Source organism: Pseudomonas syringae group sp. J309-1 (genome assembly GCF_032582135.1).
GTDB classification, from domain to species: domain Bacteria; phylum Pseudomonadota; class Gammaproteobacteria; order Pseudomonadales; family Pseudomonadaceae; genus Aquipseudomonas; species Aquipseudomonas quasicaspiana.
Window position 1 is genome coordinate 47787 of record NZ_JAWHNU010000003.1, and the last position, 20959, is coordinate 68745.

Genomic DNA, 20959 nt, shown 5'->3' on the forward strand with positions numbered 1-20959 from the left:
TGAATTGGACCGACCAATTAAAATCTTTTAATTTGCCTGAGGGCTGCGGGCACTCGCTTGTGCAAACCGTGACCTGACCTTCATTATGCTTCGCGAGTAGTCACTATTTTGTGCGCAGTCAGATCGCTGGAGCGTTAATGAAGATCGTTATTGCACCTGATTCGTTTAAAGACAGCCTGAGTGCGGCCGGTGTTGCCCAGGCCATTGCACTGGGTCTGGCTGAAGTCTTTCCTTGCGCAGAACTTGTTCAATGCCCCATGGCCGATGGCGGTGAGGGCACCGTGGATGCGATCCTCGCAGTGCTCGACGGCGAACGACGTCAAACCGTCGTCAGCGGGCCACTGGGCACTGACGTGACTGCTCATTGGGGATGGTTGCCCAATTCGCGAACCGCAATCATTGAAATGGCTGAAGCCAGTGGTTTGCAGTTGGTGGCGGTGGACCAGCGCAATGCTTGCATCACGTCAACCTACGGGACTGGCCAATTGATTGTCGCAGCCCTTGATGCTGGCGCTGAGAAAGTCGTGTTGACCATCGGCGGCAGTGCAACCAATGACGGCGGGGCGGGCATGCTCACTGCATTGGGCGTGCAGTTTTATGATGAGCACGACTCTCCGTTGGCCCCCGGAGGTCTGGCACTTGCCGGTCTGGCGCGTATCGACCTGAGCGCCATGGACCCTCGTTTGCAGTCCGTCAGCTTCGAAATCGCAGCCGATGTCGATAACCCGCTATGCGGACCACACGGCGCCTCATTCACCTTTGGCCGGCAAAAGGGCGCGAGCCCCGAGCAGATACAGTCGCTGGATCACGCCTTGGCGCGTTATGCCGACCGTTGCGCTGCGGTCCTTGATCGCGATGTGCGAGACGAACCCGGTGCGGGCGCCGCTGGAGGCATGGGCTTTGCCGCGAAAGCGTTCTTGAAAGCGGGCTTCCGTCCAGGCGTTGAAGTCGTAGCCGAGTTGGTCGATCTGGCACAAAAAGTCCAGGGCGCGGATTTGGTGATAACCGGGGAGGGCAGTTGCGACTTCCAGACCTTGCGGGGCAAAACGCCGATTGGTGTTGCTCGGGTTGCCCAAAAGCATGATGTGGCGGTGGTCATCCTCGCTGGTACTTTGGGTGAAGGCTATGAAGCGCTATACGAGCACGGCATTGCCGCCGCATTCTCGGTGGTTTCCGGCCCGATGGCCCTGTCAGAAGCCTGTGAAGATGCACCGCGTTTATTGCAGGAACGGGCGAGGGATGTGGCCCGGGTCTGGCAACTGGGACGAGCAAAACGTTAGTGTCTACCGGGAAGACGGCATTCCAGACGAAGATGATGTTGCGGATGCACTGGCCTCTTCCCGAATAAATTCGGTCCCACCGGCTCTTTGTGAATTCAGATAGTTACGTGTTGTTAGATGAGAGCCGCCGAAGGCAGCGAAAGCGCTCATCCTGAAACATCGCGATCGCAGCCTTCGGCAGTTCCTGCAAAGTAGGTGTTTGCCATACACACGACTGCCATTTGCGCCAGCGTGGTTCATCGGCGGCACTTGATTGGTGCGCAGGCCATTTTGCACAAGAAAAACTGATCGTTGCCGTGTAAAAAACCCGTTTGTCAGCCATAACGTGCCGACAGATCATTTCTTCATTGTTGATTAATGGAGAACATGATGAGTACGACGCAAAACACACAGGCGCTGTCTGACTCCCCACCTGTTGCCTCTTCAGCGCCCGTGGCTTCGGGCAAGAAGATGAGTCGCCTCGCAGCCGCCAGCACCATCGGCACGACACTGGAGTGGTATGACTTCACGGTCTACAACCTGATGGCAGCGCTGGTCTTCAATGCGATCTTCTTCCCGTCGTTTGATCCGTTGACCGGCACCATTCTCGCGTTCTCGACTTACGCTGTCGGCTATATCTCCCGGCCACTGGGTGGCATCGTGTTTGGCCACCTGGGCGATAAACTTGGTCGCCGCTTTGTGCTGGTCACCACGCTGGTATTGATGGGGGTGGCGACCGGGCTGATGGGTTTGTTGCCGACCTACGCTGCGTGGGGCATCTGGAGTCCGATTCTGCTGGTAGCGTTACGATTTGTGCAGGGCGCGGCGATTGGCGGTGAATGGGCGGGCGCGGTTTTGCTCTCCATGGAGCACGGTGCGCAGCATCAGCGCGGTCGTAACGCCTCGTTCACTCAGGTCGGTCCTTCCTGCGGCACATTGCTGGGCACGGGTTTCATCGCGCTGGTTTCCTGGGGGCTGAGTCCTGAAGACTTCCAGTCGTGGGGCTGGCGCATTCCGTTTCTGTCCAGCGTCGCGCTGGTGATCTTCGGTCTTTGGTTGCGTCGCGGTGTTGAGGAAACCCCGGTGTTCAAGGAAATCGAGGCTCACAACGCAACTGCGAAAACGCCGATCAAGGAAGTATTCAGCAATCACTGGCGTCGGCTGTTACTGGCGGGCGGCGCACGGGTGGGTTCGGATGTGCTTTATGCGCTGGTCGTGGTGTTCACCCTGACGTATGTAACTACCGTCTTGCACTTGCCAAGGCCTTTGGCGCTTACCGCGACGATGATCGGCGCGGGGCTAAACGCGATCTGTGTGCCGCTGTTCGGAATTCTCTCGGACAAGATCGGCCGCAAACCGGTTTATATTGGTGGCGCGCTGTGTGCGATGGTCTGGGCGTTTGTGTTCTTCAAACTCATGGATAGCGCTCAGCCGCTGTCGATTTGCATGGCTGTAGTGGTGGGTCTGGTTATTCATGCCGCGATGTATGGTCCGCAAGCTGCGTTCGTCACTGAGCAATTCCCGACTCGGGTGCGTTATGCAGGTTCGTCGCTGGCTTATACGTTGGCAGGGATTATCGGCGGTGGTTTTGCGCCGCTGATTATTGCCTCTTTGTATAAATCCTATGGTTCGACGTTGGCTGTTTCGTTGTACGTGTGCGCAGCGTTGAGTATTACTTTGATCGCGCTGATCTGTGCCAGGGAGACAGCGGGCAAGCCGTTGGAGAAATAGTTTGTAGTGGGATCAGAATAAAAAAGCCCCCGACCTAATGGTACGGGGGCTTTTTTGTGCGCGGTGGTACGCGACAGTCCAACTCAACCCTGTGGGAGCCGGGCTTGCCCGCGATGCATGAGACGCAGCCGGAAGACATACCGCGTTATCGTTTATCGTCGGAATGCCGCCCAGACCAAGCCCCGCTCCCACAGCTCATTTCGTACGGCTGACTTTCACGTCCTTGAACAGAAAGAACACCAACACGGCAGCAAGAATCTCCAGTGCCGCTACGAAGTAGAGGCCCGCCGCAAGGCTGCCGGTCAGTGTGCGCAGCCAGCCAATCATGTAAGGCGCGATGAAGCCTGCGAGGTTACCGATGCAATTGATCAATGCGATGCCACCCGCTGCAGCAGTACCCGCGAGGAAGGCGCCAGGGATTGACCAGAAAACCGGAAACGCCGCCAGAATCCCGGCTGCTGCAATGGTCAGGGCGATCAAGGCCATGGTTGCATTGCCCAGACACAGACCGGTGGCGATCAAGCCCAATCCTGCGAGCAAGGCTGCCATTGAGCAGTGAATGCGACGCTCCGCGGTTTTGTCGGAATGCTGACCGTTCCACAGCATGGCCAGGGTACCCACGATAAAAGGGATTGCTGCCAGCAAACCGATGCTCATGGTGTCGTTTACACCCAGTGACTTGATCACCGAAGGCGTCCAGAAAGCGATGGTGGCGTTCCCCGAAACGATGCAGAAATACACCAGCGTACACAGCCAGACTTTGGGGTTGCGAACCAGCGCTTTCAGGTTGCTGTGTTTTTCCGGCTCTGCATCTTCCTTGGCAATCACCGCGCTGACCATCTGCTGCTCGGCAGGGCTCAGCCACTTGGCATTGACGGGTTTCTCCGGCAGATAGCGCAGCACGGCAAAACCTGCCAGCACCGAAGGAATGCCTTCGATGATAAACAGCCACTGCCAGTTCGCCAGGCTCCCGACGCCCACCATGCGACTCATGATAAAACCGGCAATCGGGCCGCCAACCACGCCGGCAATGGCGAACGAGGTCATGAACATACCGTTGATGCGTGCCCGCTGTGCGGCGGGAAACCAGTAGGTGAGGTACAGCACGACGCCTGGAAAGAACCCGGCCTCGAACACGCCAAGCAGAAACCGCAAAATGTAGAACGACATCGGACTTGAGACATAGGCCATGGCCATTGACGTCAGGCCCCAGAGGATTGTGATCCGGGCCAGCGTGCGACGCGCACCGATCTTTTCCAACAGGAGGTTACTGGGCACCTCGAACAGAAAATAACCGATGAAAAAGATCCCGGCGCCGAGCCCGTAGACCGCTTCGCTGAAGCCCAGATCGTCAAGCATCGCAAGTTTGGCAAAGCCGACGTTTACCCGGTCGATCCAGGCCAGCACGAACAGGAACACCAGAAACGGCAACAGACGCCAGGCGATCTTGCGATAGGTCGCGGCAGTTGCGGCCTGATCAGGCGCGACGTCAGCAGCGCCGCCGGTCAGGGAGGGATTGTGGTTCATGTTGCATCTCCATCGATCAAGAGATGGCAGCCTGAAAGCGGCCGCCATAGCGGTTCGCTCGCGGCAAAGGCCACGAGCGCAACGACAATCACGCTCAGGTTTACGGGTTGCGCAGCAGGGCTTCGACACTGCGGGCGATTTGCAGTACCCGGGCGTCCTGACCCTTCAGACCAGCAATGGACAAGCCCACCGGTAATTCACCAGGCACATGGCAGGGCAGGCTGATTGCGCAGCCGTCCAGGAAATTGATCACGCTGGTGTTGCGCAGAACCAGGCCGTTGGTGGCGAAGAAATGCGCGTCGTCCTGCTCCAGCGGTGCCAACTCTGGCGGGACCACGGCAACGCTCGGCATCAGCCAGGCATCGGCATCGCCCAGTCGTTGGGTGGCGAGGGCAATCATGGTCTGACGCTGGGCGAGCAGATGCAGGTAATCAGCGGCACTCAACGCTTCACCCCGACGAATACGCTGTGCCACGCGTGGATCGTAGTCAGCTGCTTGCTCACCACTCAGCCAGCCCTGATGCAAATACCAGGCTTCTGCAGCCGTCAGGCCACCCGCAGCATTGATCTTTGGCAGCTCGTGCAACTCGGGGAAGTCAAACCAGCGAATCGATGCACCCGCGTCAGTCAGGCGTTGCACGCTGCGCTCGAAAGCGGCTGCGACGGTCGCATCAACATTGTCCATGACAAAGTCCCGCGTCACCGCAAGACGCAGGCCTTTAAGTGAGGCCGGCCGCGTATCAAAAGTTTCGCCTGACAAAACGCTGTCCAGCAGGATGCTGTCGTCGACGTTGGCAGTCAGCGCGCCGATGGAGTCCAGGCTGGTCGCGAGTGGGAATGCGCCTTGGGCAGACACGCGGCTGGCAGTAGGTTTAAAACCAACCAATGCGCAGAACGCTGCCGGAATGCGCAGAGAACCACCTGTGTCCGTACCCAATCCGGCCACCGCCATCCCTTCGGCAACGCTCACCGCTGCGCCAGAACTGGAGCCGCCCGCAATGCGTCCGGTCGCTGCCGGGCTGGTCGGAGAGCCAAAGTGTGGGTTCAGGCCAAGGCCAGAGAAGGCAAACTCACTCATGTTGGTACGGCCCAGCAGGATCGCGCCCGCAGCTTTCAGGCGCGCAACAACAGGCGCATCCATTTCAGCAGGCGCGTTACCGGCCAGCACTTTGGAACCAGCGGCCGTGACCTGTCCCGTCACGTCGAACAGGTCCTTGATCGAAACCGGCAGGCCCGCCAACGGGGAGGGCACATAGCCTGCGGCTCGGGCCAGGTCGCTGGCACGTGCAGCTTGCAAAGCACTTTCAGCATCCACCGACAGGTATGCATTGCCGCCTTCGGCTCGGTGCGCATTGATGCGCTCCAGCGCTGCAGTGACCAAGGCCTCGCTAGTGGTCGCGCCGCTGGCGAGATCCTCGGCAAGCTCTTTGATTGGCTTCATCTGCATCACTCCGCGACTGGCAACGGTTCTACGCTGTAGGCGTGGCGCAGGCTGCGATCAAGCACCGGGTCGAACAATTCCATCTCGAACGCTTCGCCATAACCCAACTCGCCAATGACCGGCTGGGTGCCGCAGAACATCGCGGTGCCTTGTGCGAGGCTGGCACTGTCGTTGAGTTTGGCCAGGAGCGTGTCGGGTGCCAGCAGGCTGGTAACCGGGCCTTCCTGATAAAGGCTGCGAACACCATCGCGGGTGCGCCAGGTGCGCATCACCAGTTGATCCCAGTGGCCTTGGACTTCATCGAAACGCCAGGCTGTGGCGGCAATTGGTTTGTCGCACATTTGCTTGGAAACGGTCACGTTGAAGGCTTCAACCTTGCGGTCGGTGTGGTCAGAACCCAGGCCAACCAGCAAGCCGATGCTGCTTGGGATCAACACAAACTCGGTTTCTCCGGACGAGTCCTTGCCTGGCACCTGAATGCTTTCGTCCGGGTTCAGCAGGCTTGCGGCAACCCGATAGAAACAGGGGATCGTCGTTGGACGACGGACCCCAAGGGCTTCCAGCTCGGCAATATGGTGCTCCACGGCAGCACTGTTACGGCCAGCCCAGCCAGCGATGATCAGGTGATCGATTTCTACGACTACTGCGCCGTGGTTGGCGACCTGGAGAGTTAGCTGAGTCAATGCGGAGTCCTCGTTACGGATAAGAAGAAAGTCAGTGATTTGTGAAGTTACACTGATATATCACAGGATTATCAATACGCAATTGATATGCCAGACACCGTGGGACGAGGTAAAAAACCATTTTTATCAAAGGGTTATATGGATGATAAAAGTCGTGACAGAACGTACGAAATGGCCATGTGTTACCAAAACGCACCACTTTTGGGCGGACGATGCGTTCTGACGGCGCGTTTTCGTTACCGGATTGGGGAGAGGGGAAAGCGACAATCCAGACGATATGAAATACAGTGATATATCAGCAGCGCCCCATGAGGATTTCCGGATTGCTCGATTCAACTGACCTGCCCACCGCCGATCTCGTTGGCAAACCCGCTGCCAAGAGTGGTGCAAGCCTGCGCGAGCTGGCGTATGTACAGATCAAGCAACGCATCATTTCCTGCCAGCTACGTCCCGGTGAAGCCATCAACGAGGCGCAGCTGACCCAGATGCTTGGGCTGGGCCGTACGCCGGTGCATCAGGCGCTGCACCGTCTGGAAATGGAAGGCATGGTGACCATCCTGCCGCGCAAGGGTGTGATGGTTACGCCTATCTCATTGAACGACATTCTCGACATGATCGAAGTGCGCAGAACCAATGAGGAGCTGTGCGTGAAGCTCGCCGTCGAGCGTGCTCAGGAAGATGACTTCATCCACATGCGCGAAATCATCGGGCGCACACAGCCGCTGCTGGAGCGCCGGGATGTGAAGGGTCTGATGGAAGTTGATCTGCAGTTTCACCTGGCCATTTCCGCCGCTGCGCGCAATCGGGTACTGGCTGAACTGCTCCGTACGTTGCATGAAAAGCAGGCGCGCTTCTGGTTCTTGACGTTGTCCGAAATGCACCACAGTGAGCGCATCTACGATGAGCACTTACAGATACTCACCGCGATGGAGAATCGCGACAGCGCGGCCGCCATCAAAGCTATCCATCACCACATCGATGACTTCCGCCGAGCCATCATGCGTACTCTTTAAGAGCGCTCGGCAACCCCTGCCTTTGAAAATTCTGGCGTACAACTTGCGTGTGGATCCTGCTTGCTGACGCTCTTTGCGTAAGTCGATCCACCATTTCTGTACAGGCTGTTACGCATGAACCTGAAGTTTCTGGAAACCTTTGTCTGGGTGGCAAGGCTGAAAAGCTTTCGCCTGACTGCGGAGAAAATGTTCACCACCCAGGCTTCCATCTCCAATCGCATTGCCGCGCTGGAGGATGAGCTCGGCGCCAAATTGTTTTTGCGTGACTCCAAGCGTGTGTCGCTGACGCCTGAAGGTGAGCGCGTGCTCAACTATGCCGAACAGATGATCGACACGATGCATGCGCTCCAGCAGTCCATCAGCGCCACCAGTGATCTCAAGGGCTGTATGCGACTCGGGGTAATGGATACGGTCATCCACACGTGGTTGAGCCCGTTCATATCGACGTTAATGGAGTGTTACCCGGCGGTTGAAATCGAGCTGACTGTCGACACATCACTCAACCTGTGTGACCAATTGCAGAAGGGCTATCTGGACCTGATCGTGCAGACCGACATGGTGCGCAGTGATGCGGTCCGCAACCAGCATCTGGCCGTATTGCCGGTTGAGTGGATTGTGCAAGCCGGGTCCATCTACCAGCGCAGCTACGCGTCTATCGACGAACTGGCTGCCGAACGCATCATCACCTTTTCCCGCAACTCCCGTCCGCATCAGGACATTCTCAATTTGCTGCACGCAGGTGGCGTGGACAGCCCGCGAATCAGTTGCGTCAACTCCGTAGCCGCCATGACCCTGTTGGTGAGCGACGGCTTTGGCATCGGTGCGCTGCCGGCTGCTCTGGTCAGTAAGGAGCTGGCGGAGGGCAAGCTCTTCATTCTGGAAAACGTGACGCGGCCTCAACCGCTGGACATCATCGCCTGCTGGCGCGCCGGGGTGGGTCTGGAATTGACTGAGCAAGTGGTCAGTATTGCTCGCCATGCCCTTGAGCAATATGCCAGGCAGATGGGGCCGGAAATGGTGGTTCTCAGCGTAAGCGGCGCACAGGTTTGAAGTGTCCCCAATTGCAACGCCGAGTCCCCCCAGAACATGTAACAATGCCGCACGTTTAAACCCGGGTGCGTTAAAGGAAACTGCACGGCCGTCCGGGATGGAATCCTTCATAGAAGAACTCAACACATGCAAGTACTGCCCCTATTGGCCACTACAGTCTTACTGACAGCTTCCCTGACAGGCTGCATGTCCAACATGGACGAGGATCGATTACGCAAACCTCTGCACCTCTCCGTGCGCGTAGTCGATGACAACGGCGAACCGCTTGCCAACACGGCGGTAAAAATTCACCAGCTAATACTCGGCGCCGACAGGTTTTTCTGCATAGGCAGCATCGGGGTACCCGGCTATGGTGGAGGGGGTTGTGGGGGAGGCCAGAAAAGAGTCCCCATTTACAAAGGTGAATTTCCCGCCAGCGGTTCACTCGACTTTACCGCCGAGTATTTAACCGGGCTGTATATCGAGATAGCTGAGTCATGCGACAACACTACTCCCGACGCTCGACGCCGGTATTTCAGACGTTCGATGCACACCGGTGAGCTCATGGAAGGCGAGACCATCACGATGGCTCCGCTGGATAAGGAGTATTTGGGATACCACACCCGATATGAACCCTGCACGACCCGCAAGCCTTCCCTTGAAAACTGGGAAGATCACTATTGATGGGCGAGCGCCGCGCGACATTAGCAGTGACTCGTTCAACCTGATACACCGCTAACGCGGCGGTCCTAACCTCCGCGTGCTCCTTCGGGGGCTGCGTTTTGCGCCCATGGTGGAAGTGAACAGACTGGACACTAGCTCGGTGGGTGTTCCAACTGGCGAGCAAGGTCAATGTTCAACTCATATTGTTCTGCGACGTCCACAATTCTGCGGCTGCTTGTCTCCAGCGATCCCTCTTGCGTCCACAAGAAAGGATAAAACGTCATGCATTGATCTGCGCTCATCTTCTCCAGGTCCTCTTGCCATGTCGGCCACTTGAGGTCTTTGTAGAACATGAGCATCTGGTCGCTGAGTGCCCATTCCAGAAAGTCTGTATAGCCAATTTCCAATGGCTCCCATTCCAGAGTGTCCGGTGCCCAGTAATACATTGAGCCAACGTCTTCTCCGAAACGTCCGCCATTGATTGAAAAGAAACCGCCTGCGGCGTCGTCCGCCACCAACAGGTGACCACCTCCGTCGTGCAGATGGGTCCAGTCAAGGATGTTTCTGGACAGTTGCTCGTGTCCGGATCCCAGAAAACGTAGCCAGCCTCCATCAATGAGGATGCCTCCGGTTTCGTAGGCAACCCCGCCTAAAGTTGATCGCGTAGTGACCTGGAGCCCCAGCAATACTCTGGCGTTGTCCTCTGAGGGAGGCAGCAACTGAAAGCTACGTTGCGCATTGCTCAGCAGCTCCTTTAACAAGGGCAGGGCAGGTTCATCGTGTTCGATCAGATCTTCAAGGCGCTTCATATAACCGGTCCTCGGGGAAAGTCTCCTTATGGTACCGGCATGCGCGTCAAAGTTAAGCATTTGATGGGCGCACCTTGCCTCGGGTCAAACATCGGACGTGCAGGAGTGAGCGTGCTCGCGATTGCGTCAGGCCAGACGTTAATTTCTCAATAGGTCTAACGTTATCGCGAGCAAGCTCACTCCTACAAAGTCCAGTTTGCTTCGCGACAGCGTGGTGTCATTGACACAGCGAAACGGATGACCTGTAACTGCCCCGGTTTCAGGGCTCTGCGCAGTCTCGCAGCAAACATAGGACCTGTAAGAGCTGCCGAAGGCTGCGATCGCGGTGTGTCAGGAGAAACGCTTCGCAGCCTTCGGCAGCTCCTGCAGAAGATGCATTTCAATCCAGCTGATAAGAAACTTGCGGCCTCAAACTTGATGGCGGCGCCAGCTCGACGGTGCGGCAGTAATCCATGAACAGCCGGGTAGCGCGGGATGGCTGGTTATTGCGCAGATACGCCATCACCAGGGTCGAGGCAGGCATGTCATCTTCGATATCAAGCTGCGCCAGGAGCTCACCGTCGTAGGTTATGTTGGTGCAAGGCCGCGTGACCAGTACCGAAAAGCCCAGCCCCTGGCCGACCATGCAGCGCACCATTTCAATCGAGGGAGAGCTGTAAGCCACCACGGGCGCATAACCTTTCTCGGTAAAGATATCCATGAAGTAGGTTCTGCTGGGCACGGCATCCAGCAGGATCATGGGCTCCTGGCTCAACTCACGCAGCGTCACCGTTTTCTGTTGAGCAAGGGGATGCCCGGCTGGCAGTAACGCATAGGGTTTGTGTGGGGCGTTCAATGCTTCTTTGTGGATCGTCGCACCCAGTTCCAGATCGTAAAGGAAGGCCAGGTCGAAACGACCGCGATGCAGCCCATGCATCAATTCGTGCTGTTCCCCGTCGCAGAGCTGAATAGTGACGTCGGGATAGAGTTGTTTAAAACCGGCGACGAGCCTGGGCATATACAGCGGCGCTGCTGATTCAAAACAGCCAAGCGCGATAGTACCGGATACATTTTTGCTCTCGGCGCGAGAGTCCTGTTCCAGTTCTTCCGAGAGCCGTAATAACTCTTTAGCTTTCTCGTACACCTTTCCGCCGCCAGACGTCAGGGAAACGCCTTGCGCGTGGTGCCGAACAAACAGTGGCTGATTAAACGCCTCTTCCAGATTTTTAATGGCGACGGAAATAGACGGTTGGGAGATATGCAGTTGTCGTGACGCCTCGGCAATGCTGTCCATTTCAACGGCGGTGACGAAGTACTTGAGCTGTTTCAACGTGAAATGAGTCACTGATTACCTCGTGAGCACACGGCCATGATCGGGGTGGCCTGAATAGCTTTTGCCTATGCTTAGCGAGTAGCGTGCCAGCTGCCGCAATTCTTGTTTATTAGGTTGTTCGACCGATAGCCGATCTTTTTATCAGCCATTAACACGTGCAGACCAAACTAATCCATCACGCTAAACAGCCCGCAGGCTATGGGTTTCGCACCGAAAGCGAGCGAATAGAAGCAGGTTGAACAGTGGTCGCCCTAAAAGCGTGCGGCCCGTTCAACATCTGGCAAATAGTTTCGTCGCCTGACTGAATCCGATATCTCTTCCGCCCGGTCTGCTTAGGATTTTCCTACGCTATGAGCCAAAACTTACTATTGGGTCGTTCGACAAAACTTCGCTCATGATGGCTTCAGAAGGGAGAGCGGGGCAGCGCTCAGTATTCAACTTGCGTTGGATATCACCCGCCACTGTTACTTAGCCGAGCGAGCCAACGATGACGTTTGACTGGAAATACATGTTCAGCCTGTTCAGCGATACCGAGTTCTGGATGGCAACGTGGACCGTCATACAGCTCAGTACATTGACCTGGCTGATCAGCATTGTTCTGGGCTTCGTCGTGGCGCTGGCCAAACAATCTTCCAACCCGCTGATCAACTTGCCTGCCCGAGGCTATATCTGGCTGTTTCGTAGCGTGCCGTTGCTGGTGCTGCTGATATTTGTCTACAACCTGCCACAGGCACTGCCCGCCACATCCGCCGTGTTGGCCAACCCGTTCTGGGCGGGTCTGATTGCCCTGGTGCTGTGTGAAACCGCTTACGTCGCGGAAATTCATCGCGGCGGTCTGTTGTCGATTGCCAAAGGGCAAAGTGAAGCGGCAAGAGCATTGGGGTTGCGCTTTGTCGGTACGCAATGGCGGATTGTGATCCCGCAGGCGCTGCGGGTGGCTTTACCGTCGCTGACCAACGAATACATTTCAATTGTAAAACTCAGCTCGCTGGTGTCGGTGATCTCGCTGACCGAAATCCTGATGGTCGGGCAGCGCCTGTATTCACAGAACTTTCTGGTCATGGAAACCATGGCTGCAGTCGCGTTTTATTACGTGTTGATCGTTACCGTGTTCGACTTTTTGCTCAAGCGGCTGGAGCGATATCTGGATGTCACCCAGCGCAAAGTGGTGCGTGAGCCTGACGCTGAAATGCTCAAACTCGCCACTCAGGAGCGCGCTGTAATAGCCCGTCCTGCCTCCGATTTCACAGGCCCGGCACTTCAGGCCACGAAATTGCACAAGGCTTACAACGACATCGAAGTGCTGGGCGCTGTCAGCCTGCAAATTCATCCTGGCGAAGTGGTGTCTGTAATCGGGCCGTCCGGCTCGGGCAAGACCACTTTGATTCGTCTGCTCAACGGCCTTGAGCAAATCGATAACGGCGATATCAGGATCAACGGCCAGCCGTTCATTCACCTCGTCCGTCAGGGGGCGCAACCGCCGCGCTATGTCGAGCATACGGAGCATCGAATGAACATCGGAATGGTGTTCCAGAGCTTCAATCTGTTCCCGCACTTGACCGTTGTGAGTAACTTGCTGCTGGCGCCGCGTTACCACCGTCTCGCTTCAGCGCAGGAGCTCAAACAGCAGGCGTACGAGCTGCTGCACAAGGTCGGCATGCTAGAGCACGCCTGGAAATATCCGCATCAGTTGTCCGGCGGGCAACAGCAGCGCGTAGCGATTGCTCGTGCGTTGATGATGCGTCCGCAAATCATGCTGTTCGATGAGCCGACATCAGCCCTCGATCCGGAGAAGGTTAACGAGGTGCTACAGGTGATCGAAACACTGGCGAAAGAGGGCATCACCATGGTCATCGTGACCCATGAGATGAACTTCGCCTTCAAGGTCTCTGACCGAATCGTATTCATGGAGAAGGGCCGGGTGGTCTGCGATGACAGCCCGCAGGCACTGCGCGATGGACAGCACCCGCGAGTGGAAGCTTTTCTGAAAGATGTTTCGTTGGCTTGAAACCTTAACGCTTGTTTGCAGGGGAGAAGAACATGATCGAGCAATGGCAGATCGACCAGTTTCACGCGCAGGGTTTTCTGGTCGTGGAGGACGTGCTGGCAGCCGACGAAGTGGCGGCGCTGCAGCACGACTTCGACCAGTGGGTGGAAGACAGCCGCACTCAAAACTGCGCCTGGGGGCAGACGCTGGATGGTCGGCCGCGATTTGATATTGAAGGCGACCATCGCCCGGATCATCCGTCATTGCGCCGCGTGACCTCGCCAACGGAAATCTCAAAGGCTTACCAACAGGCTGCTTTTCAGTCGCGCATGGCAACTATTGCTGCGCAGTTGATCGGCGGCAACGGCACGCGCTTTCATCACAGCAAAATCAACTCAAAATTGCCGCACACCGCCACGCAGGTGAAGTGGCATCAGGATTTTCTGTTTACGCCGCACAGCAACGACGACCTGGTAACCGCCCTGCTGATGGTCAGTGAGGTGACACCCGAAAATGGCCCGCTGAATGTGGCACCGGGCAGCCATAAAGGCGAGCTTTGGTCGCATTGGCAGAACGGGCGTTTCACCGGTGCCGTGGAAGACGCAGTTGTTGAGGCGCACTGCCAGCAACCGGTGGCCTGTTATGGACCGTCGGGTTCGGTGTGCTTCATGCACACCCGCTTGCTGCACGCCTCAAGCCCGAATGAAACCGAGTTCCCGCGTACTTTATTCATCAGCGTATACGCCGCCGAAGATGCGTTGCCCTTCGGGGAAAACCCGCTGCCCAGCGAACACACCGGTTTGATGGTGGCGGGACATGAAAGCGGCCTGGTGCGCAGCACCGCGAACCAGATCCGTCTGCCGCAGAAACCCAAGGGTGCTTCGTTTTTTGTGCAGCAGGCCGGAAACGACATGGCCACTGCCTGAGACCTGAACAGCAATTGCCTGAACCTTACTGACTCCACGAGGAATACTTATGAAGCTATCCCGTCTGTTCGTTCGTCCCGCTGCGATGGTTGTATTAGGCGCTGCGGTTGCCATGGCCTCATCAATGGCCTCGGCTTTCCAGCAGCCAGGCAAGATCATTGCCGGTTCCGACATGACGTTCTATCCGTATGAGTACATGGACAAAAACCAGCCGGCAGGCTTCGACATCGAGTTCCTGGATGGCCTGGCGAAGGTCATGGGGATGAAGGCCGAGAATCTCGATACCCGTTTCCCTAACCTGATCGGTGGGCTGCAAGGCGGCCGGTTTGATATCACCAACTCGTCGATGTACATCACCGCTGAGCGCCTGAAAGTCATCGACATGATTCCTTACCTGAAAAGTGGAGAGTCGATTCTGGCGGTAAAGGGCAGCGCGTATCAGCCAAAGACCCCGGAAGACTTTTGTGGCCACAAGATCGGCTCAATGGCCGCGACTTCCTGGCTACAACAACTGCAGAAACTCTCTACGGATTACTGCGTGAAGAACGGCCTGCCGCCTATCGCGATCAGCGAATACGGGACTGATCCGCAAACGACCCAGGCCATGCTTGCACATGCGGTTGAAGCGCAGATCACTGACGCTGCTGTGGCGCGGGGCGTGGTTGAAAAGCTCGGTAACCGGGTGGTGATTTCATCCGAAACCCTGATCTACCCGGTGCTCAACGGCTTTGGCGTGAAAAAAGGCAACGATGTCGTCCGCAATGCGTTGATCGAAGGGCTCGAGAAGTACAGCAAGACGCAGGAATACAAGGCTTTGCTGGACAAGTACAAGTTCCAGGCACCGACGGCGGATGATATTGCTGCGCTGATGCCCAAGCCCTGATCGCGCGCGATTGCGCATTAAAAATGCCCCTGTGGGAGCGGTGCTTGCCCGCGATAAAGACGACGCGGTCTGATGGATACACTGCGGTGTTCTTATCGTCGGAATGCCGCCCAGACCAAGCACCGCTCCCACATAAAAATCGCATCCATTCAGTGATTCATGTTTTGTTTGATAGGAGCATCCATGGCCCTTAACTTCGAGGAACAGACGCGTCTGGATCTGGCCGCGACCTTTCGCATCATTGCTCATCTGGGCATGCATGAGGCGGTGGCCAACCATTTCAGCGCGGCGATTTCAGCTGACGGAAAGCAGTTCCTGCTGAACCCGAAGTGGAAACATTTCTCGCGCTTGCGTGCCAGTGATCTGCTGTTGCTCGATGCCGATGATCAAGACGCCGCGCACCGACCGGATGTGGATACAACGGCGTGGTCCATCCATGGGCAAATGCACCAGCGTCTGCCTGAAGCTCGGGTGGTTCTGCATCTGCACCCGGTCTACACCACAGCGGTGGCGTGTCTGGCAAAACCGCATATTCCGGCCATTGATCAGAACACGGCGCGCTACTTCAACCGGGTTGCGATAGATGAGCTTTACGGCGGCATGGCTGACACCACTGCTGAAGGGGCTCGGCTGGTCGGGCTCCTGGACGGCAAAAGTCGTCTATTGATGGGTAACCATGGCGTGATGGTGACCGCTCCAACGGTAGGTGAAGCATTCGACGATATCTGGACCCTGGAAAGGTCCTGCCAGATTCTGGTTACGGCCTGGTCCACGGGGCAGCCATTGAAGACGCTGCCGGACGATGTCGCTGAAAAAACAGCACGGGACTGGGAAAAGATCACTGATTTTTCGCAACAGCATTTCGAAGAAATGAAGTGGCTGATGCTTCAGGCGGACCCTTCACTGGCCGACTGATCCGAACACGTTACTGACTGTATACGCGTCTGAAGATGCCGTAGGGCTTGTTGCGCCTGCGCGCTGACATTTTCGTTATTTTTTACTGCGTCAACCCGTCATAAAGGGCGTGTTGAAGGATGCCAGGATGACTGAACACATCACAGAAATTGACACGCTCGTCGTGGGTGCAGGGCAGGCCGGTGTTGCCATGAGTGAACACCTGAGCCGATTGGGCATTGCGCATCTTGTGCTGGAAAAACACCGGGTTGCCGAAGCGTGGCGCAGCGGTCGCTGGGATTCGCTGGTTGCCAATGGTCCGGCCTGGCATGACCGGTTTCCGGGTCTCGAATTCGATATGGACCCGGACGGGTTTGCCGGTAAAGAACAGGTCGCCGACTACTTCGAACGCTACGCGCGTAAATTCAATGCGCCGATCAAGACCGGTGTCGAGGTGAAGCGGGTGACCCGCAATGTCGAGCGAGCAGGCTTTACTGTGGAGACGAGTGCTGGCACCTACGTGGTCAATCACCTGGTGTCTGCGACCGGCCCGTTTCAGAAACCTGTCATTCCATCGATTGCGCCCAGGGATGACGCGTTGCACCAGATCCACTCGGCGCAGTACTTCAACCCTCAGCAATTGCCTGACGGCGCGGTTCTGGTCGTTGGAGCCGGCTCGTCCGGTGTACAGATCGCCGATGAGTTGCAGCGCTCCGGCCGTCAGGTCTACTTGTCGGTCGGTCCTCATGATCGTCCGCCGCGAGCCTACCGTGGACGTGACTTCTGCTGGTGGCTTGGCGTTCTCGGGCTGTGGGACAGCGAGACCATGCAGCCTGGCAAAGAGCACGTGACCATTGCCGTAAGTGGCGCGCGAGGCGGCCATACCGTTGACTTCCGCCGCCTGGCGCAAGCAGGCATGACGCTGGTCGGCCTGACTGAAAGCTTTGCCGATGGCAAGGTACGTTTCCAGAATGACCTCGTCGAAAATCTCGACCGCGGTGACGAGAACTACCTGTCACTACTCGATGCCGCCGATGCGTATGCCCATCGAAATGGTCTGGATTTACCGCTGGAGCCAGCGGCGCGCGAACGTGTGGCGGACGCCGCCTGTATCACTGATCCGTTGCGTGAACTGGACCTGACTGCAGCCGGTGTCCGTTCCATCATCTGGGCCACGGGTTATTCCCAGGACTACAGCTGGTTGCAGGTCGATGCTTTCGACGCCAAGGGCAAGCCAATACATCTGCGTGGGGTGTCCAGAGAGCAAGGTCTGTATTTCGTCGGTCTGCCGTGGCTTTCGCGACGCGGTTCGGCCTTCATCTGGGGTGTGTGGCATGACGCCAAACATGTCGCTGATCAGATCGCCACCCAGCACAAGTACCGGTCGTATGACCAGGGCAAGCGCGCAGCCCCAGCAGTCAGGTTGCGCAACGTTTAAACGTTGATCGTCTTTGATTGGGCGTAACTCGCCCCAGTGTTCACAGGAGATTTACATGGCTACCCCGACCCACACCCGTATTCGCATGTTCAATACCAAAGACACTTACCCGAACCAGAGTCTGGACAACGACCTGTGCCAGGCAGTGCGTGCCGGTAATACCGTTTACGTACGGGGTCAGGTCGGCACCGACTTCGATGGCAACCTGGTCGGCCTAGGTGATCCCGGCGCTCAAGCGCATCAGGCCATGAAGAACGTCAAACAACTGCTGGAGGAGGCGGGCAGCGATTTGTCGCACATCGTCAAGACCACCACCTACATCATCGATCCGCGGTATCGAGAGCCGGTTTATCACGAAGTGGGCAAGTGGCTTAAAGGGGTATTCCCCATTTCCACGGGGCTGGTGGTCTCTGCTCTGGGTCAGCCGCAGTGGCTGATGGAAATCGACGTGATCGCCGTCATTCCCGATTAAGGACTTTCGTCATGACATTTTCCATTGCTGCACGTTGCGCCAAAACAGGCCGGTTGGGTATCGCCATCAGCTCGTCAAGCATTGCCGTGGGTGCACGTTGCCCCTGGCTGCGAGCCGGAGTGGGGGCGGTGTCTTCGCAAAACATCACGCTGCCAGCCCTTGGCCCGCAAGCACTGGACCTGATAGAGCAGGGCGCGTCACCTGCACAGGCGCTTGAACAGCTGTGGGCGGATCAAACGTTCAGTGAGTACCGGCAGATCACTGCGATTGATCACCTAGGACGCGTCGCGCATTTCAGCGGCAGCAAAACCCTTGGAATTCACAATGCCGTCAGCGGGGAACAGTGCGTCGCGGCCGGCAACATGCTGGCTAACCCTGAAGTGATCAACGCGATGGTCAAGGCTTTTGAGCTGGCTTCAGGGCACCTCGCCGAGCGTTTGCTGCAAGCCATGCATGCAGGTCAGGCGGCGGGCGGAGAAGCCGGGCCTGTGCATTCGGCAGCACTGAAAGTGGTGGCCGATCTGCCTTGGCCGATTGTTGATTTACGAGTGGATTGGGCTGAGCACAACCCGATCAACGTGCTGGATGGCTTGTGGCAAGCCTATCAGCCACAGATGCAGGATTATCTCGACCGTGCGCTAAACCCCGCCGGAGCGCCAGGCTATGGCGTACCGGGAGATGACCGATGAGCGCCAGCCGCGAGCTGTTGGCTCGTCTGGTTGCGTTCGACACGACCAGCCGCGAGTCGAATCTGTCGCTGATCGAATTTGTGCGTGAATACTTAGATGGCCATGGCGTTTCCTGCGAGCTGATTTACAACGCGCAAAAGACCAAGGCCAATCTCTTCGCGACGATCGGCCCGGCTGAAGTGCCCGGCATCGTCCTGTCTGGCCATACGGATGTAGTCCCGGTAGACGGCCAGGCCTGGACTTTTCCGCCGTTTGAGCTGAGTGAAAAGGAGGGGAGGTTATACGGCCGTGGTACTGCCGACATGAAAGGCTACATAGCCTGTGTCATGGCGCTGGTTCCGGAGTTGACCCGGAACACATTGCGTATGCCGGTGCACATTGCGCTTTCCTACGATGAGGAAGTTGGCTGTCTGGGCGTCCGCTCACTGCTGGAAGTGCTGGGTTCAAAGCCGGTTAAACCGTTGCTCTGTGTGATCGGTGAGCCCACGGAGCTGAAACCGGTGCTCGGGCACAAAGGCAAAGTAGCCATGCGTTGTGATGTGCACGGCCTGGCTTGCCATTCGGCTCACGCGCCCAGTGGCGTCAACGCCATTGAGTACGCTGCGCAGTTGATCAACGAGCTGGGAAGGCTCGGGAAAGCGTTGCAGGCCGAAGAACGGCAGGACGCGCGCTTTGATCCGCCGTTCTCGACCGTGCAGATTGGGGTAATCGGCGGTGGCGTAGCGTTAAACATTGTTCCTGAACATTGTCGCTTTGACTTTGAAGTGCGCTCGCTTCCGGTAGAAGACCCGCGCCACGTCATCTCTGCACTGCACGCTTACGCACAAAATGAGTTGCTGCCTGCCATGCGGGCTGTCAGCGGGCAAAGCGACATTCGCCTTACCGAGCTGTCGAGTTACCCGGGACTGGATATCTCGATGCAAAGCCAGGCCGCAGAGTTGATCGCGGAGTTTTGCGGCTCACGATCATTCGGCACGGTGGCTTTTGGCACTGAGGGCGGATTGTTCGATCAGTCAGGGATCCCGGCCGTAGTCTGCGGCCCCGGCAGCATGGCGCAAGGGCACAAACCGGATGAGTTCATCAGCGTCGAGCAACTTGGTGCATGTGACCGGATGCTGGGGCAGGTGTTGGCGTTTGTCAGGGTCCGCTGAAGTAATCGGGCCCAGTACTTCATCTCACAGGCCTTTCATACATTTGCGTACGTCATCATCAATAACGTTCCCGGGTTTTATGCAGTCCTTCAAAGGTTTCGCATCCTGAATACCCTCAAATTCGGCTTTCTCCCGGTTTCGGCACTGCTTGTTCATGGCGATGCCAATCGGTGACGTGCTGCCTTTGTAAGACTCGCACATGGCGGCATTTGCCGTTTTCTGCATCTGTACGACCATGGGCAGCATCACTGGATCGACCGCAAAAGCTGGGAGGCTTGGGCAGATGAATAAAAAAAGCGCGGCTAGGCGTTTCATGATTCTTCCTTGAAGTCAGGTAAATCGGGAAGTGCAGGACCCGTTATGCGTGGCCCTAGGCAGGCGTGTTATTGAAGCCTTATCGGCATTGAGGGGCAGGGCTGCAGTCTTTTTGATGGACACTGAAGCTGTATGGCACACATGGACCTGTAGGAGCGCACGAACACCGCGAGGCTGCGAAAGTGGTGTATCAGGCAGAGCGCCATCGCGCCATCGCGGTGCTCGTCAGCTCCTGCAGAAAAGCATCCCAAGAAAGCGCAGATATCAGTGGGTAGGGCTAAGAGGCTGAGCAAGCGCGGATGCCCGTCGTTCGCTGATGCGCTCTACGGTCTGCATGTGTTCCGTACCCCACACGCATAGCGCACCCAGCGCTGTCGCCAGGGATTGTCCGAAAGGTGTCAGGGAATACTCGACCTTTGGCGGTATTTCCTGAAAGTCCATGCGCGAAACGATCTCATCGCGCTCCAGTTCCTTGAGTTGCTGGATCAATACCTTGTCGGTCACACCGCCAATCGCACGTTTCAGTTCGCCATACCGGTGAACATTGCGCGTCAGGTTATAGAGAATCAGTGGCTTCCATTTGCCGCCAAGCACCGTCAGCGCTGCTTCGAGCCCACATTTAAAGGTGTTGTCTGCCATGATCGGGCCGCTCCGTCCTTTGCTCAAGGATGCTGACTAAAAGGTACTTACTAAAAGGTGCATACTATTCAAGTTGATAGCGCGGATCTACAGTTGTG

Annotated in this window: 20 protein-coding genes; 13 read left to right on the forward strand and 7 right to left on the reverse strand. The window is 56.9% G+C overall.

Annotated elements, in window-relative coordinates; all coding sequences use genetic code 11:
• Positions 1-137: 137 nt before the first annotated feature.
• Complete coding sequence (locus RX972_RS02425) at positions 138-1280, forward strand: glycerate kinase (RefSeq protein ID WP_316872441.1); 1143 nt, start codon at positions 138-140, stop codon at positions 1278-1280.
• 369 nt (positions 1281-1649) lie between these two features.
• Positions 1650-2990 (forward strand): MFS transporter, encoded by a 1341-nt coding sequence (locus RX972_RS02430; RefSeq protein ID WP_027900940.1) that lies wholly within the window; start codon positions 1650-1652, stop codon positions 2988-2990.
• Positions 2991-3185: 195 nt separating this feature from the next.
• Here RX972_RS02430 and RX972_RS02435 read toward each other — a convergent pair whose 3' ends face one another.
• From RX972_RS02435 to RX972_RS02445, 3 genes are all read right to left on the reverse strand, one after another.
• A complete protein-coding gene (locus RX972_RS02435; protein ID WP_316872442.1) occupies positions 3186-4517 on the reverse strand; it encodes an MFS transporter in 1332 nt (443 codons plus the stop codon).
• A gap of 100 nt (positions 4518-4617) precedes the next feature.
• Positions 4618-5958: an amidase gene (locus RX972_RS02440; RefSeq protein WP_316872443.1), complete on the reverse strand. Its 1341-nt coding sequence runs from the start codon at positions 5956-5958 to the stop codon at positions 4618-4620.
• A 5-nt stretch (positions 5959-5963) separates the two neighbouring features.
• Positions 5964-6641: a DUF2848 domain-containing protein gene (locus tag RX972_RS02445; protein WP_316872444.1), complete on the reverse strand. Its 678-nt coding sequence runs from the start codon at positions 6639-6641 to the stop codon at positions 5964-5966.
• Between the two features lie 323 nt (positions 6642-6964).
• On the opposite strand from RX972_RS02445, the gene RX972_RS02450 reads away from it, so the two are divergent.
• The 3 genes from RX972_RS02450 to RX972_RS02460 all read left to right on the forward strand — a co-directional run bounded on the left by RX972_RS02450 (position 6965) and on the right by RX972_RS02460 (position 9367).
• A complete protein-coding gene (locus RX972_RS02450; protein WP_255877811.1) occupies positions 6965-7654 on the forward strand; it encodes a GntR family transcriptional regulator in 690 nt (229 codons plus the stop codon).
• A 114-nt stretch (positions 7655-7768) separates the two neighbouring features.
• Positions 7769-8704, forward strand: a complete 936-nt coding sequence (locus RX972_RS02455) for a LysR family transcriptional regulator (protein ID WP_316872445.1) — start codon at positions 7769-7771, stop codon at positions 8702-8704.
• A gap of 186 nt (positions 8705-8890) precedes the next feature.
• On the forward strand, positions 8891-9367 hold the full coding sequence (locus tag RX972_RS02460; protein WP_164706176.1) for a hypothetical protein: 477 nt from the start codon (positions 8891-8893) through the stop codon (positions 9365-9367).
• A gap of 131 nt (positions 9368-9498) precedes the next feature.
• Here the strand turns inward: RX972_RS02460 and RX972_RS02465 are convergent, their stop codons facing one another.
• On the reverse strand, positions 9499-10155 hold the full coding sequence (locus RX972_RS02465) for a DUF2625 domain-containing protein (protein ID WP_316872446.1): 657 nt from the start codon (positions 10153-10155) through the stop codon (positions 9499-9501).
• Between the two features lie 379 nt (positions 10156-10534).
• Positions 10535-11479, reverse strand: a complete 945-nt coding sequence (locus tag RX972_RS02470) for a LysR family transcriptional regulator (protein ID WP_316872447.1) — start codon at positions 11477-11479, stop codon at positions 10535-10537.
• Positions 11480-11954: 475 nt separating this feature from the next.
• On the opposite strand from RX972_RS02470, the gene RX972_RS02475 reads away from it, so the two are divergent.
• The 8 genes from RX972_RS02475 (at position 11955) to argE (ending at position 19907) form a co-directional block, all read left to right on the forward strand.
• Positions 11955-13475, forward strand: a complete 1521-nt coding sequence (locus RX972_RS02475) for an amino acid ABC transporter permease/ATP-binding protein (protein ID WP_316872448.1) — start codon at positions 11955-11957, stop codon at positions 13473-13475.
• Positions 13476-13507: 32 nt separating this feature from the next.
• Positions 13508-14380 (forward strand): phytanoyl-CoA dioxygenase family protein, encoded by an 873-nt coding sequence (locus tag RX972_RS02480; RefSeq protein WP_099271341.1) that lies wholly within the window; start codon positions 13508-13510, stop codon positions 14378-14380.
• A 49-nt stretch (positions 14381-14429) separates the two neighbouring features.
• Entirely contained in the window at positions 14430-15263 is an 834-nt protein-coding gene (locus tag RX972_RS02485; RefSeq protein WP_027900368.1) for an ABC transporter substrate-binding protein, read from the forward strand.
• Between the two features lie 183 nt (positions 15264-15446).
• Complete coding sequence (locus tag RX972_RS02490; protein ID WP_122805286.1) at positions 15447-16178, forward strand: class II aldolase and adducin N-terminal domain-containing protein; 732 nt, start codon at positions 15447-15449, stop codon at positions 16176-16178.
• Between the two features lie 127 nt (positions 16179-16305).
• On the forward strand, positions 16306-17595 hold the full coding sequence (locus tag RX972_RS02495) for an NAD(P)/FAD-dependent oxidoreductase (protein WP_316872449.1): 1290 nt from the start codon (positions 16306-16308) through the stop codon (positions 17593-17595).
• Between the two features lie 55 nt (positions 17596-17650).
• Entirely contained in the window at positions 17651-18067 is a 417-nt protein-coding gene (locus RX972_RS02500) for a RidA family protein (protein WP_027900371.1), read from the forward strand.
• 11 nt (positions 18068-18078) lie between these two features.
• Positions 18079-18756: a DUF1028 domain-containing protein gene (locus RX972_RS02505; protein WP_316872450.1), complete on the forward strand. Its 678-nt coding sequence runs from the start codon at positions 18079-18081 to the stop codon at positions 18754-18756.
• Positions 18753-19907, forward strand: coding sequence for an acetylornithine deacetylase (argE, locus tag RX972_RS02510; RefSeq protein ID WP_316872451.1), 1155 nt, complete (start codon positions 18753-18755; stop codon positions 19905-19907). Before RX972_RS02505 ends, argE begins: the two co-directional genes overlap by 4 nt.
• A 24-nt stretch (positions 19908-19931) precedes the next feature.
• On the opposite strand, the gene RX972_RS02515 is transcribed toward argE, so the two are convergent.
• A complete protein-coding gene (locus RX972_RS02515; RefSeq protein ID WP_099271346.1) occupies positions 19932-20225 on the reverse strand; it encodes a hypothetical protein in 294 nt (97 codons plus the stop codon).
• Positions 20226-20486: 261 nt separating this feature from the next.
• Positions 20487-20861 (reverse strand): helix-turn-helix domain-containing protein, encoded by a 375-nt coding sequence (locus tag RX972_RS02520; RefSeq protein WP_316872452.1) that lies wholly within the window; start codon positions 20859-20861, stop codon positions 20487-20489.
• Positions 20862-20959: the final 98 nt, after the last annotated feature.